The organism is Mucilaginibacter sp. P5_A4 (assembly GCF_056400605.1).
Window position 1 is genome coordinate 46,662 of sequence record NZ_JBFUKX010000039.1, and the last position, 14,862, is coordinate 61,523.

Annotated in this window: 14 protein-coding genes; 11 read left to right on the top strand and 3 right to left on the bottom strand. The window is 43.1% G+C overall.

The features are described 5' to 3' along the window. Positions 1–23 precede the first annotated feature (23 nt). From AC1DQW_RS20200 to AC1DQW_RS20220, 5 genes are all read left to right on the top strand, one after another. On the top strand, positions 24–1,460 hold the full coding sequence (locus tag AC1DQW_RS20200; RefSeq protein ID WP_477455722.1) for a Glu/Leu/Phe/Val family dehydrogenase: 1,437 nt from the start codon (positions 24–26) through the stop codon (positions 1,458–1,460). Between the two features lie 298 nt (positions 1,461–1,758). Continuing rightward, a complete protein-coding gene (locus AC1DQW_RS20205) occupies positions 1,759–2,568 on the top strand; it encodes an SDR family oxidoreductase (RefSeq protein ID WP_477455723.1) in 810 nt (269 codons plus the stop codon). A 165-nt stretch (positions 2,569–2,733) separates the two neighbouring features. Beyond that, positions 2,734–4,047, top strand: a complete 1,314-nt coding sequence (locus AC1DQW_RS20210; RefSeq protein ID WP_477455724.1) for an MFS transporter — start codon at positions 2,734–2,736, stop codon at positions 4,045–4,047. A gap of 178 nt (positions 4,048–4,225) precedes the next feature. Further along, positions 4,226–6,082: a Fe-S protein assembly chaperone HscA gene (gene hscA, locus AC1DQW_RS20215; RefSeq protein WP_477455725.1), complete on the top strand. Its 1,857-nt coding sequence runs from the start codon at positions 4,226–4,228 to the stop codon at positions 6,080–6,082. A gap of 22 nt (positions 6,083–6,104) precedes the next feature. Continuing rightward, the gene (locus AC1DQW_RS20220; protein ID WP_477455726.1) at positions 6,105–7,118 is read left to right on the top strand and encodes a hypothetical protein; all 1,014 of its coding nucleotides are present in this window, start codon (positions 6,105–6,107) and stop codon (positions 7,116–7,118) included. Between the two features lie 442 nt (positions 7,119–7,560). Here the strand turns inward: AC1DQW_RS20220 and AC1DQW_RS20225 are convergent, their stop codons facing one another. Next, complete coding sequence (locus AC1DQW_RS20225) at positions 7,561–7,851, bottom strand: hypothetical protein (protein WP_477404211.1); 291 nt, start codon at positions 7,849–7,851, stop codon at positions 7,561–7,563. A gap of 122 nt (positions 7,852–7,973) precedes the next feature. Here AC1DQW_RS20225 and AC1DQW_RS20230 point away from each other — a divergent pair, with 122 nt between their 5' ends. Beyond that, positions 7,974–9,119, top strand: a complete 1,146-nt coding sequence (locus AC1DQW_RS20230) for a tetratricopeptide repeat protein (protein ID WP_477455727.1) — start codon at positions 7,974–7,976, stop codon at positions 9,117–9,119. On the opposite strand, the gene AC1DQW_RS20235 is transcribed toward AC1DQW_RS20230, so the two are convergent. Beyond that, positions 9,116–9,700 (bottom strand): riboflavin synthase, encoded by a 585-nt coding sequence (locus tag AC1DQW_RS20235; RefSeq protein WP_477455728.1) that lies wholly within the window; start codon positions 9,698–9,700, stop codon positions 9,116–9,118. The two genes, AC1DQW_RS20230 and AC1DQW_RS20235, sit on opposite strands and share 4 nt — an antisense overlap. An 88-nt stretch (positions 9,701–9,788) precedes the next feature. After that, positions 9,789–10,286: an SRPBCC family protein gene (locus AC1DQW_RS20240; protein ID WP_477455729.1), complete on the bottom strand. Its 498-nt coding sequence runs from the start codon at positions 10,284–10,286 to the stop codon at positions 9,789–9,791. Between the two features lie 130 nt (positions 10,287–10,416). Between AC1DQW_RS20240 and AC1DQW_RS20245 the strand changes: the two genes are divergently transcribed. The 5 genes from AC1DQW_RS20245 (at position 10,417) to AC1DQW_RS20265 (ending at position 14,632) form a co-directional block, all read left to right on the top strand. Beyond that, a complete protein-coding gene (locus tag AC1DQW_RS20245; RefSeq protein ID WP_477455730.1) occupies positions 10,417–10,875 on the top strand; it encodes an NUDIX hydrolase in 459 nt (152 codons plus the stop codon). Positions 10,876–11,136: 261 nt separating this feature from the next. Further along, complete coding sequence (locus AC1DQW_RS20250; protein ID WP_477455731.1) at positions 11,137–12,111, top strand: ABC transporter substrate-binding protein; 975 nt, start codon at positions 11,137–11,139, stop codon at positions 12,109–12,111. An 81-nt stretch (positions 12,112–12,192) separates the two neighbouring features. Continuing rightward, positions 12,193–13,062: an ABC transporter permease gene (locus AC1DQW_RS20255; RefSeq protein ID WP_477455732.1), complete on the top strand. Its 870-nt coding sequence runs from the start codon at positions 12,193–12,195 to the stop codon at positions 13,060–13,062. After that, entirely contained in the window at positions 13,059–13,808 is a 750-nt protein-coding gene (locus AC1DQW_RS20260) for an ABC transporter ATP-binding protein (RefSeq protein ID WP_477455733.1), read from the top strand. The genes AC1DQW_RS20255 and AC1DQW_RS20260 overlap by 4 nt, the downstream gene beginning before the upstream one ends. Positions 13,809–14,110: 302 nt before the next feature. Next, positions 14,111–14,632, top strand: coding sequence for a tetratricopeptide repeat protein (locus tag AC1DQW_RS20265; protein WP_477455734.1), 522 nt, complete (start codon positions 14,111–14,113; stop codon positions 14,630–14,632). Positions 14,633–14,862: the final 230 nt, after the last annotated feature.

A 14,862-nucleotide genomic window follows, 5' to 3' on the forward strand; every position in this document is an offset into this window, starting at 1 on the left:
AGTTTAATATTATACAATTAATTATGGATACCAATATTTTAGTTGCCAACCAGGAAACCCACTTTTTTGGCGACGTATGTAAAAACTTTGATTACGCGGCGCAATTTACAAAACATGATGCTGGTTTGCTGGATCAGATAAAATCATGTAACAGTGTTTACCGTTTCCGTTTCCCTATCCGCAGGGGCAATGGTTTCGAGGTAATTGACGCATGGCGTGTGGAGCACTCGCATCATCAATCGCCAACAAAAGGCGGTATTCGTTACAGCGAAATGGTGAACGAGGATGAGGTAATGGCCCTTGCCGCGCTCATGACCTACAAATGCGCCATTGTAAACGTGCCGTTTGGCGGCGCCAAAGGCGGTATCAAAATAAACCCTAAAAATTATACGGTAAGCGAGCTGGAAAACATTACGCGCCGCTATACAGTAGAATTGATCAAGAAAAACTTTATTGGTCCCAGTATTGACGTACCTGCCCCTGATTATGGATCGGGCGAGCGCGAAATGAGCTGGATTGCCGATACCTACGCCACCATGAACCCCGGTCAACTGGATGCTATGGGTGCCGTTACGGGTAAACCGATTGCGCTGCATGGTATTGCGGGCAGGCGGGAAGCAACCGGGCGTGGTGTGGCCATTGCCATTCGCGAGTGTGTGAGTTTTGGCGAGGATATGCGTAAGTTAGGTTTGTTGCCGGGTATCTCGGGTAAAAGGATTATAGTACAGGGCTTGGGTAACGTAGGTTACTATTCGGCTAAGTTTTTGGCCGAGTTTGGCGGAATTATAGTTGGGCTGTGCGAGTTTGAAGGTGCTATTTACAACGAAGACGGGCTTGATGTGGAGGCTGTATTTCAGCACCGTAAAGCAACCGGGTCCATTTTAGGTTACGCGGGTGCGGCACAGGAATTTACCAACACCATGGAAGGCCTGGAGCAGCCGTGCGATATCCTGGTGCCTGCAGCTTTAGAGAACCAGATAACCGAATACAACATCCGCAATATACAGGCTAAAATAATTGCCGAAGGTGCAAACGGACCAACCTCGCCAGAGGCCGAATCTATTTTTTATGCCAATGGCGGTATCGTGATCCCGGATATGTATGCCAACGCAGGCGGGGTAACGGTATCCTATTTTGAGTGGTTAAAAAACCTTAGTCACGTGGCATTTGGCCGTATGAACCGCAGGTTTGAAGAAAATTCAAACCTTAACCTGGTGAACATGGTTGAGGGCATTACAGGTACTTCATTAACCGCAATGCAAAGGTCAACCATTATCAAAGGTGCATCCGAGCTGGAACTGGTAAACTCCGGGTTAGAAGATACCATGATCCGTTCGTACCATGAAATCAGGGAGACCTATATAAGTAATCCTAAAATAGATACTTTACGTAGCGCGGCCATGATTGGCGCTATTAACAAGATCGCAGTATCGTACCAGAATCTGGGTATCTGGCCGTAAATGATAAAAAGTTTTTATGTTGAAGAGGCGGATCGGGAGATTTGCCTCTTTTTGTTTCCAGGAGTTTATTTTCTGGCCGGTATGGCAATAACGGATACACAATAACCCCATAATCTGTATCTGCCGCTAATCTCTTGTAACAATCTTCAATCCCAGGTCAAAAAAAAGCGTTAATTTGCGCTTGCCGCCTATATAATCACATTCATTAGCCCGTAATAATTTTTATTTTATAGTTTTATAAAAATTATTCCCTGCATAAATAATTCAAAACTTAAGGTATTCAATCACAATTTAAAAAATGAAAAAAGTAATTCTTGTAACAGGGGCATCATCTGGTTTAGGTTTGGCCACAGCCACAGCGCTGGCAGCCGAAGGACACAGGGTTTATGGTACAACGCGCGATATTAAACGCATATCCGGCGTATCATTTAACCCGCTGCAAATGGATGTTACCGATGATGCATCTGTAAACACGGCTATTGCAACTATTATTAAAGCCGAAGGCAAGATAGATGTACTGGTAAACAATGCAGGTAATGGCATCACGGGTCCGCTTTATGCCATGCCTGTTGATGCTGCAAAAAAACAATTCGAGGTTAACTTTTTTGGTGTGGTGCGGGTAAGCAGTGCCGTGTTACCGGGAATGATAGAAAAGAAACAAGGATTGGTGATCAACATCGGTTCGTTGGCCGGCCTGTTTGGTTTGCCATACCAGGGTTTATACAGCGCATCTAAATTCGCTATTGAAGGATATTCTGAAAGTTTGCGCATGGAATTGCAAAATACAGGTGTTAAGGTATCTGTAGTAAATCCCGGCGATTTCAAGACCGATTTTACCGGCAACCGCGAAAAGCTGCCTTTCACCCTGAAAAACGATCAGCTTAAGAAAGAATTCGATGCCGCTGTTGCTGCTATGGAAAAGGACGAAAGCATAGGCGCAAGTCCGGCTAAACTGGCCGCGCAGATCTGTAAGATAGTGGCCAAATCAAAACCCGCTCATAGTTATTTGGTTGGTGCAATTGGGCAAACTATAGTGCCTACGCTTAAAGCCATTTTACCAGGTCCTATATTCGTGAAGCTAATGAACGATCATTACGGGATTAAGTAATTTTTGTGGTGAATGGTTGTGTTAATTTGAAAATTAGCTGAATTGAAAATTTGAAGATGTTAATTAAAAGCTATCGTCTCTTTTCTAAATTCTGTTAATTCTTTAATTTCAAAAATTCCGGTTCAGGAAAATTATCAGCCATTCATCCAACCACTCACCTTAACAATGAAAGAAAAAAACGATAAAAAAACTATCTGGGCATGGGCTATGTTCGATTGGGCCAATCAATCGTATAACATGGTGATTATATCTACCATATTCCCGGCCTATTATGTGGGTATTACGCAGGATAAAAATCCGGGAGGGATGGTTACTTTTTTTGGCCACCGGTATGTAAATACTGTACTGTCAACTTACATACTTGGCCTATCTTACCTTATTATTGTAGTGTTATTGCCTATATTAACCTCCATTGCCGACTACAAGGGCCATAAAAAATTGTACATGCAGCTTTTTACCTGGCTGGGTACGCTTGCCTGTTTCGGTTTGTTTTTTTTTAAGATGGAAACCTTTGAGTTCGGTATGATCTGTTTCGGGCTGGCGTCGGTTGGGTATTGCGGTGGTTTTGTGTTTTATAATTCCTACCTGCCCCAGATAGCCACGGTTGATAAGCAGGATGCCGTAAGCGCCAAGGGTTTCATATATGGTTTTGTCGGGAGTATTGTAGTGCAAATACTTTGTTTTGTATTTGTATTGGGGCACAAATGGTTAGGTATTACCGAAGATTTCTCGGCCCGGTTATCATTCCTCATAGTGGCATTATGGTGGATAGGCTTTTCGCTTATCCCGTTTTACCTGCTGCCCAAAGGTGTGCCAAACGCCGGCTCGCATGAGTATAATGTGTTTACCGGCGGCTTTAAAGAACTGGCTAAGGTTTTCAAAAAGGTTAAACAACTTCCCTTATTAAAACGTTTTTTACCGGCATTCTTCTTTTATTCGGTAGGTGTGCAAACCATTTTGTTGGTGGCAGCCAACTTTGCTGCCAAAGAGCTTAAAATGCCCGATGACGCATTGATAGGTATAATCCTGGTTATCCAGGTAGTTGCTATAATTGGAGCCGCCATAACCGCCAAAGCATCAGAAAAATATGGAAACGTTAAAGCCTTATCGGTTATAGTTGCCCTGTGGTGTGTGATATGCGCATGTGTTTACTTTGTTGCCAACGCAAACCAGTTTTATGTTGCGGCCGTTTTTGTTGGCCTGGTTATGGGGGGCGTACAGTCATTGTCACGTTCAACCTTCTCTAAATACATCCCACAAAACATTCCGGATACGGCTTCGTATTTTAGCTTTTATGATGTTACCGAAAAGCTGTCTATAGTAGTGGGCTTATTCACTTTTGGTTTTGTAGAAGGATGGACAGGCGAAATGCGCGATTCGGCCCTGGTGCTTGATGGTTTCTTTGCTATCGGTTTTATTTTACTGGTCATGTTATGGATTTTTGAACGTAAAGCGAAAGTCGCAGAGGTGCTGGCGTAATTGTCAGAATTAGAGAATTTCCAGAATTTATTTCAACAGAAAGGATTCTGTTAATTTAAAAATTCTGTAAATTCTGATTCAGACAATAAGCCTGTTTTCCTGATTTTAATAATTAGAGATTGAAAAGACACTGCATCGGCCAAAACTAAGTACATTTGCGGTTTGTTAAGTAAAAGTAATGGCTAAAGTTTCTATCAACCTGGCAACGGGTTCTGTACAAAAGGAAGATATTATTGTAGGGATTGATTTGGGCACAACCAATTCGTTGGTAGCGTTCATCAACCCGGATAAGCAACCGCATGTAATAAACGATACAGGTAAAGGCGTTTTGGTGCCCTCGGTTGTGCATTTTGGCCCAACCGGTGATGTGCTGGTAGGTAACGAGGCTAAGGAATACTTAATTACCGATCCGCAGAATACTGTTTTTTCGGTAAAGCGATTGCTGGGTCGTAGCTATCATGATATTGCGAATTATAAAGATTTTTTCTCGTACAAGGTTATTGATGATGATACCGAAAGCCTGGTTAAGATAAAGGTTGGCGACAAGTTTTATACACCGATAGAGCTTTCGGCCCTGATATTAAAAGAACTGAAAACCCGCGCCGAGCACGCCCTTAAAACGCCTGTAAACCGGGCGGTAATCACTGTGCCGGCTTATTTTAACGATTCGCAACGCCAGGCAACCCGCGATGCAGGCAAACTGGCCGGACTTGACGTTTTACGCATTGTAAACGAGCCAACAGCTGCAAGTTTGGCCTACGGGATAGGTCTTGATCCCGAAGAAACAAAAACCATAGCTGTTTATGACCTGGGCGGAGGTACCTTTGATGTATCTGTCCTGCAGATCCAGAGCGGTATTTTTGAAGTATTGGCAACCAATGGCGATACCTTTTTAGGAGGCGACGATTTCGACAGGATCATTGTTGATTACTGGATAGAAAAAAATAACCTCAACAAAGCCGAGGTAATAGCCAATAGTGAACTTGCCCAGCAACTGCGCCTTAAAGCCGAAGAAGCCAAGAAAGCATTTGCTCATCAAAGCCTGTTCAACGAAAAAATAGGAGAGATCTGGTGCACGCTGGACAGGAACACATTTGAGCAACTGATTATGCCTAAGGTGCAGCAAACCATTACCAGCTGCCAAAACGCGCTGAAGGATGCTAAGTTAACTATCGGCGATATTGATGAAGTGGTAATGGTTGGCGGATCAACCCGCACGGCTTTGGTTAAAAAGATGGTGGCGGAGTTTTTTGGTCGCCCGGTACATGATGAGCTGAACCCCGATGAAGTGGTTGCATTAGGTGCTGCCATCCAGGCCGATATTTTGGCCGGGAACCGTAAAGATATTTTATTGCTGGATGTTACCCCACTTTCCCTTGGTATAGAAACCATGGGCGGTTTGATGGATGTAATTATCCCGCGTAACAGCAAAGTGCCAACCAAAGGCGGCAGGCAGTATACCACCTCTATAGATGGGCAGGTAAACATGAAGATAGCCGTTTACCAGGGTGAACGCGACCTGATCAGGGAAAATCGTAAACTGGCGGAGTTTAACCTGAAGGGTATCCCCAGCATGCCGGCAGGTTTCCCAAAGGTGGACATCAACTTTTTGCTGAATGCTGATGGGATCTTGACAATACAAGCTATTGAACTGCGCTCGGGCGTAAAGCAGGAGGTGGAAGTAAAGCCAACCTACGGCATTACCGATGAACAGGTTGAGCAAATGCTGATGGATAGCATTACCCACGCTAAAGAGGATGTAAGTGAGCGCATGCTGATAGAAGCCCGCACCGAAGGCGAGCAAATGGTTTACACTGTGGAGCGGTTTTTGCAAAAGAACGGCAGCTATGTATCGGCAGATGAGACTGAACAAACCAACAAGCACTTAGCGGCATTAAAAGCTGCTATTGCCACCGGTGATAAGGACCTCATCCTGAAAAATATAGACGAAATAAACGAATACACCCGCCCGTTTGCCGAGCGACTGATGGACCAGGCTATCAGCACTGCAATGCGTGGCAAGAGTATTGAATAATATACAGCACTTAACTTTATAAATGAGAAGCATTAAAGCAGTATTTACATTTTTAGCAGTTACGGCTGCGTTATCAGGATCATTCAATAAAGTTTACGCTGCAAATATTACCGGCAAAGGCAAAAAGGACACTACGGTGAAAACCGTTGCTACAATTGATACCATGCGGTACGATTCGCTGATGAAGTATTTGGCCAATGGCGATAAAACCGGTAAATGGCCGGTAAAAAAGGTGCCTGTGCCGCTGCCGGGTGCTATTTTGCCTTTCAACCGTATTGTGGCATTTTACGGCAATATGTATTCTAAAAATATGGGTGTGTTGGGCGAGTTTGAGCCAAAGGTGATGATGGCTAAATTAAAAGCCGAATGTAAAAACTGGGAAAAAGCCGATACTCTTACCCCTGTAATACCAGCCTTGCACTACATTTGTGTAACCGCACAGGCCGATGCCGGCAGGAATGGCCTGCATAACCTAAGGATGCCTTTTAGCCAGATAGACAAAGTGATAGATATGGCAAAAAGCATGAATGCTTTAGTGTTTTTAGATATCCAGGTTGGGTTTAGCACCGTACAAACCGAGTTGCCGCTGTTAGAAAAATATCTTAAAATGCCCAATGTCCATTTCGGCATCGACCCTGAATTTTCGATGAAAGAGGGGAGCGTTCCCGGCAAACGTATTGGTACTTTTGATGCTGATGATATCAATTATGTATCGGGATACTTAAGTTCGCTTGTTAAAAAATATAACCTTCCTCCTAAAATATTTGTGGTACACCGCTTTACCAAACGCATGGTTACCAATTACAAGGATATAAAATTACGCAACGATGTACAGTTTGTAATGGATATGGACGGTTGGGGTGGCCCCGAGTTAAAAAAAGGTACCTACAAATACTATGTAGCGGGCGAACCGGTACAGTTTACAGGATTTAAGTTGTTTTATAAAAACGATATCAAAAATGTACCGCATAGGATGCTTACTCCGACGGAAGTGTTAGCCCTAAAGCCGAGCCCGATTTATATACAGTATCAGTAGGGGGAGTCAGGAAGTTAGCGTTAAGAATCCAAGACAAGATAAAACTCTTGCAATCGTCGAGTAACCATCAGAAAAATTCTGGAAAAACAGTAATGACGTTTTGGTTTTAGAACCCAACAACAACCGCGTTATTGCGAGTATCCACCAGGGTAAGCTTGGAAAAAATAGGGATGACGTGTTGGGTTTAGGTCCTCACAACACCCATATCATTGCGAGCGCAGCGCGGCAATCGCGAACTGTGTAGGTCCACCCTGTATAGCATGCGATTGCTTCGTACCTCGCAATGACATAGATTGTATTAAAAAAAATAGCACTGAAAATCAGAGACTTACAAACACGTCATTGCGAGGTACGAAGCAATCCCAAACTATGCAGTTCGGCTCTGTAAGTCGGGGATTGCTTCGTACCTCGCAATGACGGTTTTGAATTTAAAGAAGTTGTTTTACAATTTACCCATTGCTTCCTGTTCCTTTAATGCGGCAATATTGTTCGCGTCGCTAAAGGTGTCTGTCTGGGTAGCAAAATCCTGCAGGATGCTGGCAATAGTATCCAGGTTATCGGCTACGCGCTGGTGCATGTCGGGAAGGTCTTTTTCCAGCCGCTTATCGCCTAACTCTATATTGTCAACCTCAATCTTGGCAAGCTTGGTGATAATGGCCTGTTGACTGTTCTTCAAATCCTCTAATTCATGGACAATTTTCTCCATCAGTCCGAATTTCTTTAACTTATCCATAGTGTTGTGTTTTTTAATTTTAATTATATTTAGTTAACTCCAAATAATAAAAATTGTTTAGCGTTTGGATATTTCATTTATAACTAATAATTTAGTTTTAAATAACTAATACATTAGTTGGTATGAGAAATATATTAATTGTCTCCTTTTTGATATGCCTGGTAAAAACTGCTGTTGCCCAGCAAGCAGGCCCCGCAAACGATGCTTTGCTGCTTGATTACTACCAGAACCAGCGCTTTGCCGAGGCTGCTGATCTGCTCAAAAAAACATATCCCGAACCGGTAACCAATATAAAGGTATTGAGCAAGCTGGCCTATACATCGCAAATGGCAGGTAAGCTGCCCGATGCGGAAGGCTATTACCAACGGATGTATAATATTGATTCAACAAACAATGCGGTTTTATATAACCTGGGCTCAATCAACCTGCGCAGGGGGAATAATGTAAAGGCCGAAATGTATTATAAGATATTGAGTGAAAAGGATACCACCAATTTTTTAGTATTTAAGCAATTAGGCAAAATAGCCATGGATAAAGGCGACTTTATAGCGATGGTGACTTACCTGCAAAAGGCAAACAGGATAAACCCCGCGGAAGCGGATGTGGCATCAGACCTGAGCGATATGTACATAAGCCTAAAAAAGATAGAGTTGGCCGATAAGGTGCTGAACGCTGCTATTGCCCAGGATCCTGATAATATTGTTTTATTGCAAAGCCTGCTTAAACTTACTTCGGCAGAAAATAAATACGCCGAAGAAAAGGCCACCTGTTTAAAACTGATTGCGTTAGGCGCGCAATCGGGTTATGTGTTAACCAAACTGGAATCTGCCTATTATAATTTAAAGGAGTATGCCTGTAGTGTAGAAACCTTTGCCGGGATTCCGGAGGCCAACCAATCAGAAACAAGCTATTACATAGCCGCGCTGGCCTACAAAGCGTTGAAGGACCAGCCATTGGCCATTGAAAACCTGGGTAAAGCCATTGAGGCGGGCATTTCACCCAATATCAGTGATTATTATGCCGAGATGGCCGATAGTTATGATATAAAGAAAAAATACAAAGCCGCGATAGCAGCTTACCAGAAAGCCCTGCAGTTTGAAGAAAAACCTATTATTTACTACCTGCTGGCAACCATGTATGATGGGTCGCTTAAAAACAAGAAGCTTGCTGTAAAGTATTATAAAAAATTCATGGGCTGCAAGGTACCGGCAAAGCAGCAAAAGTACGTAGTTTATGCACAGGCAAGGGCTACTGAGCTTTCGCGTTAGCGGTTCATTAACCGGGCAACGTATTTGCCAATAATATCAAATTCAAGATTAACTACCGATCCTTCACGCACATTGTGCAGGTTGGTATGCTCAAAAGTATAAGGTATAATGGCCACCGAAAAACCGTTGGCCCTGGAGTTTACCACTGTTAAACTGATACCGTTTACGCAAATAGATCCCTTTTCGACAGTGACATTACCGCTGGCTGCATCGTATTCAAATGTGTATTCCCAGCTGCCATCGTGCTCTTTAAAAGCGGTGCATACAGCGGTTTGATCCACATGGCCTTGTACAATATGACCATCAAGCCGGGCATTCATTTGCATGCAGCGTTCCAGGTTCACCGGTTCGCCAACTTTAAGGTGGGCGAGGTTGGTTTTGGTCAAAGTTTCATCAATTGCTGTAACCACGTGCAGGCCATCAGAAACAGCAATTACCGTTAAGCATACCCCGTTATGAGCAACCGACTGATCGATCTTCAGCTCGTGCGCAATTACCGATTCAACCGTGATATGTAAATTACCCTGGTCCTGTTGCAAATCGGTTATTTTTCCTAATGTTTCTATAATACCTGTAAACATAAGCCCCTCCGCCCCCTAAAGGGGGTACTTTTTGATTGGCTTCAAAGCTAAAAATATTGTGGGTTTAATATGTCAGCCTAAAATGAATTTATTTGAAATTGCTGGCCACATCCTTGCGTTTGTTGCGGAGGTCTTTGCCGTTCTCGATTATCGATTTAAGGTTGGCCAGGTAAAATGTCCAGCCTATCTGGCACTGCACGTACAGGCTTTTTGACAGGTCGTTTTCTTCGGGGATGTTTTCCTGGGTTAACTCAACAATGGTAAGCCCATATTTATTTTGAATATCAACGGTAACTATACTACCACCCGTAAAGGTAAATTTAAGCAGGTCCGAACCATTATTCTCCAGCACCTGGCCATTCTCAACCGTTGTATCATCAAAGCCATGCCAATACCAGGAGTAGGTATCTTCCTTTTTTATAAACTCTTCGGGATCGCGCTGGCGGCCGGCAATAGCGTAAAAATCAGCCCTGCGTAAAAACCAGCTTTCCAGGCCGGCAGGAGTGGCCCAGGCCTCGTAAATACTGCGTACATCTGTATCAAAGTCCGCAGTAACTATAAATTTACTCCATCTCTCGTCTGCCATGTTTTGAATTATTTTAAAGGATTTGGTTCGATATAAAAATAACAATATTACGTTACGCTTGTATAATAAAAAAGCGTAAAGCTTAAGGCAAAAAGCCGAAAGCTAATTATTGAAAAATATAAAAAAAAATATGCCCAAACAAAGTGCCGGGGTGCTGCTTTACCGTAAACTGAACGATGTGCTGCAGGTTTTCCTGGTACATCCCGGTGGCCCGTTCTGGAAAAATAAGGATGATGGCGCCTGGTCTATCCCCAAGGGAGAGTATGAAGATGGAGAAGATCCGCTGGAAGCCGCCAGGCGCGAATTTTTTGAGGAAACAGGCCAGCACATAGATGGTGATTTCATCGCCCTAAATTCCATCAAACTAAGAAGCGGCAAAATAGTACACGCATGGGCAGTTGCGGGCGATATCGATCAGCACAGCATCAAAAGCAACCTTTTTGAAATGGAATGGCCGCCAAAGTCGGGTAAAACCCAGGCATTTGCAGAAATTGATAGGGGCGAGTGGTTTAGTGTGGGGGAAGCTAAGGTTAAGATTAACGCCGCGCAGGCAGGGCTGGTGGAGGAGTTGTTAGAGCAGGTTAAATAGACTCACCCCAGGGCTTCTTTAACATGTACTTATCAATAACATTTTTTTAAAAAAAATCTTTGTCATCCTGAACGCAGTGAAGGATCTATTATTCGCTATGCTTCTCCGCCCTGTAAAGTCTGCGAATAGATCCTTCACTGCGTTCAGGATGACAAACCTTTTAAAACGTCATTTACCTTGCAGGTTTCGGGAAATTTTATCACATGCTATGAGGCTTTAAGAAAACTTTTACCTTCTCTCACAAATATATAACTTAGTACCATGAAGTTTTTCAAATATCTACCCGCCGCGTTTTTATTGGTTTTAATGATATCGTGCAAGCCAAAGCCCAGGGCTGTTGATGTACCTGTTGTTGGTTTTATTGATGCTTTTGAGGATGCCACCATATCCCAGGCCCGTACCGGCTTTACCGATGCCTTAAAAAAGAACGGCCTTAGTGAAGGAAAGAAAACAGTACAAATAGAATATCGCAACGCGCAGGGCAATATCCCAACGCTTACACAAATTGTGAATTATTTTATATCCGAAAAGGTTGATCTTTTGGCCACCAGTACCACGTTGTCTACTGTATCTGCGCTGCAAAACACAAAAACTATCCCGGTGTTTGCCATGGTTTCGCCCGTGCCCGACCGGATGAAAGTGCTGGACGCTACAGGTAAGGCCCCGGCCAATCTGTTTGGCGCTTTGGAGGAGCTCAACTATATTGATACCTCATTTTCTATCATCCCTAAACTACTGAAACCAAAAGGAGCAAAGCTTGTGGTTGGGATGATTTATAACCAGGCCGAACCACAATCGGCAGATGCCCTTAACCGCATTAAATCATTGGCTGCCAGACAAAACGTTACCATTGTAGCCCTGCCGGTAAATACATCTGCCGATGCGCAACTGGTTACGCAAAGTCTGTTAGGTAAAAACATAGATGCTTTTTTCGCCAACCCGGATAATACAGTGTTTGCATCGTTCGAGACTATATTGAAAAGTTGTAACGAAAAAAATGTACCCATATTTACCAGCGAGGCCGGTTTGGTGCAGCGTGGTGCGGTTGCCGCTTTCGGCGCCGATATTTACCAATGGGGGTACCAGGCAGGTGTGCAGGCGGCGCAATATTTAAAAACGCATAAAACAGATGGTTTAAAGTGGGAAATGGTAAAGGTGAGGAAGCGGGTTTATAATCCTGCCGCCGCCAAAAAGTACAATATTACCATTCCCCCGAATTTTGAGGCCGTTAAATAAATCACAGATAATATATAAACAATATCGATTTTTAGATACTTTGGCTTTCGGCTTTATGCATTAGGCTTTCAGCTTTAAAATATGGATTTTTACCTCACCGCCTTATTACAGGGATTGTGCTATTCGGCTATCGCGCTGGGGATCTATATCTCCATGAAGATCTTCAATATTCCCGATATTACTACAGATGGCAGTTATACGCTGGGTGGATCGGTTACTGGTATTATGCTTACCCATCATCAGTCTACCTGGGTTATTTTGCCCGTGGTTATTGTTGCCGGGGCTTTGGCAGGTGCCTTAACCGGGCTTATCCATACCAAACTTAAAATAAATGCCCTGCTGGCTGGCATCCTGGTGATGACAGGGCTTTACTCTGTTAACCTGATTGTTTTAGGCAGATCAAATCTGCCGGTGAGTAATTTGCCATCATTGTTCAATAGCTTGCACCTGGTAACCGACCCCAATCAGAATACATTGATCATTATTTCTGTTTTTGTTGTGGTTTTTACTTTCCTTATCGGCTACCTGCTAAAAACAGATTTTGGTATAGCCATGCGGGCAACCGGCAACAGCGAATCCATGATCCGGGCCTTAGGTGTTAATACGGATAGGATGAAAATAACCGGCCTGGCGCTTGCCAATGCGCTAACGGCACTTAGCGGTTACCTGATAGTGCAGTTCCAGGGCTTCGCCGATATCAGTATGGGTATTGGCATAGTGATCGTAGGGTTAGGTTCGGTGATTATTGGTGAAACATTGATCAACTGGTTCCACATTACCAAAGTTTGGATGAGTTTGATTTTAGTGCTTACCGGCGCGGTAATATTTCAACTGGTGCTGGCCTTTACATTGGCTATCGGGGTTGATCCAAACCTACTTAAACTGGTTACCGCCGCTTTTGTATTGCTGATAGTTAGTTTGCCCCGTTTATCATTCAATAAAGCCTCATGATAGTTATTAACGATGTACATAAGGTTTTTAATAAAGGCAAGGCAAACCAGGTAAACGCGGTTAATGGCATCAGCCTGGATATTAAAAAGGAAGAGTTTTTGGTAATCGTGGGTGCAAACGGATCGGGTAAGACAACGCTGTTAAATTTGGTTGCAGGCAGTGTTATACCAGATAAGGGGACTATCATCATTGATGATAATGATGTAACCAGGCTTGCTGACTATAAACGCAGCCGGTGGATAGCCCGTGTGTTTCAGAATCCCATGAGCGGCACAGCATCCGATCTGAGTATTTTGGATAATTTCCGTCTGGCAGCTATCCGCACCAAACAAAAAGGACTTTCTATAGGTATTAATGACAATTTTAAGCGGGAAGTAAAGAACAAGATTGCCACATTGGGTATGGGGCTGGAGAATAAGGTTGAGCAATCAATGGGGACACTCTCCGGCGGGCAGCGCCAGGCTCTAACGCTTTTGATGAGCGTAATGGATAGTTGCAAGGTTTTGCTGCTGGATGAACCCACTGCCGCGCTCGACCCGCGATCGGCGGAGGTAGTGATGCGGACGGCTGATAAACTGATTGCTGATTTTAAACTTACCGCAATCCTAATCACCCATAATTTAAAAGATGCCTATAACTTTGGTACACGAATAATACAAATGAGCGAGGGGTTGATTATTAATGATTTAGATGGAAAACAAAAGGTTGCGCTAAAGCAAAATGATCTTTTTGATTGGTTTGGTTAAAAAATGGCGAAGAGATTTTTTTGGCTTATAACTGTACTGCAACAATCTGTATAATTGGAGCATTTTGCAATCTCCAACATTAATTGTAAATTTGTAAAAAAATAAATGATGCTGTTTAAAAATTCATTCTGCCAAAAAATAATGTGGTCCCAGGGAGCACAACAGAAGGGTTTTGCATCAATAATACTCTTCTCAAGTCCCGTTTAGCCGAAATAACATTTTACAAGGACAGAATTTATTACATCATTATTTATTAAAACTAAGCGCTGCATTGCTTGCAGACTTAACACATTATAAAATTTATGGACACTTATTATACTATCGAAGAAAAGTATTTGCGGGCCGTGGATAAGCTCTCATATGGAAAAACCACTAAAGGACTTAAATTGCTGAACGAGATTATCAGCAACGATCCTTTATACGCGCGTGCACATCACCAGTTGGGCATGATATATTATTACGAAATTAAAGATTACCAAACCGCGGGCTATCACTTTAAAACCTGCATGGAGCTGGAACCATCGTTTCCTGATAATTATACAGATTACCTTGATCTGCTTGTTTTTTTAAACATGGAGAAACTGGTTAACATGGTATCTGTCAAAGCCCTTAATACCCCCGGTATAGATACCGCTGGTATTTATGACCTGTTGGGCTTATTCTATGAAAAGAACAAGCAATGGACAAAGGCTTTATCCTACTACCACAAAGCATTTATGGAAGTAACCGTAAATGAAGAAAGAGCTGATATTGAACAAAGCCTGAAACGCGTCCGTTCCAAAATGGAGCAGACACTGGCTTATACTTATCAGATTACGGAGTAGAAAGCTTGAAGCGGAAGGCTTAAAGCAGAAAGCGTGCTTAGAAAAAATAAAAAAAGCGATGGTGGAACCATCGCTTTTTTAGCCTTTAGCCTTTAGCCTTTAGCCTTTAGCCTTTAGCCTTTAGCCTTTAGCCTTTAGCCTTTAGCCTTTAGCCTTTAGCCTTTAGCCTTTAGCCTTTAGCCTTTAGCCTTTAGCCTTTAGCCTTTAGCCTTTAGCCTTTAGCCTTTAGC

Bases quoted from the DNA above. Each gene is read 5' to 3' on its own strand.
- AC1DQW_RS20245 (WP_477455730.1), top strand. From the start codon at position 10,417: ATGCCCAAACAAAGTGCCGGGGTGCTGCTTTACCGTAAACTGAACGAT.
- AC1DQW_RS20210 (WP_477455724.1), top strand. From the start codon at position 2,734: ATGAAAGAAAAAAACGATAAAAAAACTATCTGGGCATGGGCTATGTTC.
- AC1DQW_RS20220 (WP_477455726.1), top strand. From the start codon at position 6,105: ATGAGAAGCATTAAAGCAGTATTTACATTTTTAGCAGTTACGGCTGCG.
- AC1DQW_RS20265 (WP_477455734.1), top strand. From the start codon at position 14,111: ATGGACACTTATTATACTATCGAAGAAAAGTATTTGCGGGCCGTGGAT.
- AC1DQW_RS20230 (WP_477455727.1), top strand. From the start codon at position 7,974: ATGAGAAATATATTAATTGTCTCCTTTTTGATATGCCTGGTAAAAACT.
- AC1DQW_RS20200 (WP_477455722.1), top strand. From the start codon at position 24: ATGGATACCAATATTTTAGTTGCCAACCAGGAAACCCACTTTTTTGGC.
- AC1DQW_RS20255 (WP_477455732.1), top strand. From the start codon at position 12,193: ATGGATTTTTACCTCACCGCCTTATTACAGGGATTGTGCTATTCGGCT.
- AC1DQW_RS20235 (WP_477455728.1), bottom strand. From the start codon at position 9,700: ATGTTTACAGGTATTATAGAAACATTAGGAAAAATAACCGATTTGCAA.
- AC1DQW_RS20205 (WP_477455723.1), top strand. From the start codon at position 1,759: ATGAAAAAAGTAATTCTTGTAACAGGGGCATCATCTGGTTTAGGTTTG.
- hscA (WP_477455725.1), top strand. From the start codon at position 4,226: ATGGCTAAAGTTTCTATCAACCTGGCAACGGGTTCTGTACAAAAGGAA.
- AC1DQW_RS20250 (WP_477455731.1), top strand. From the start codon at position 11,137: ATGAAGTTTTTCAAATATCTACCCGCCGCGTTTTTATTGGTTTTAATG.
- AC1DQW_RS20240 (WP_477455729.1), bottom strand. From the start codon at position 10,286: ATGGCAGACGAGAGATGGAGTAAATTTATAGTTACTGCGGACTTTGAT.
- AC1DQW_RS20225 (WP_477404211.1), bottom strand. From the start codon at position 7,851: ATGGATAAGTTAAAGAAATTCGGACTGATGGAGAAAATTGTCCATGAA.
- AC1DQW_RS20260 (WP_477455733.1), top strand. From the start codon at position 13,059: ATGATAGTTATTAACGATGTACATAAGGTTTTTAATAAAGGCAAGGCA.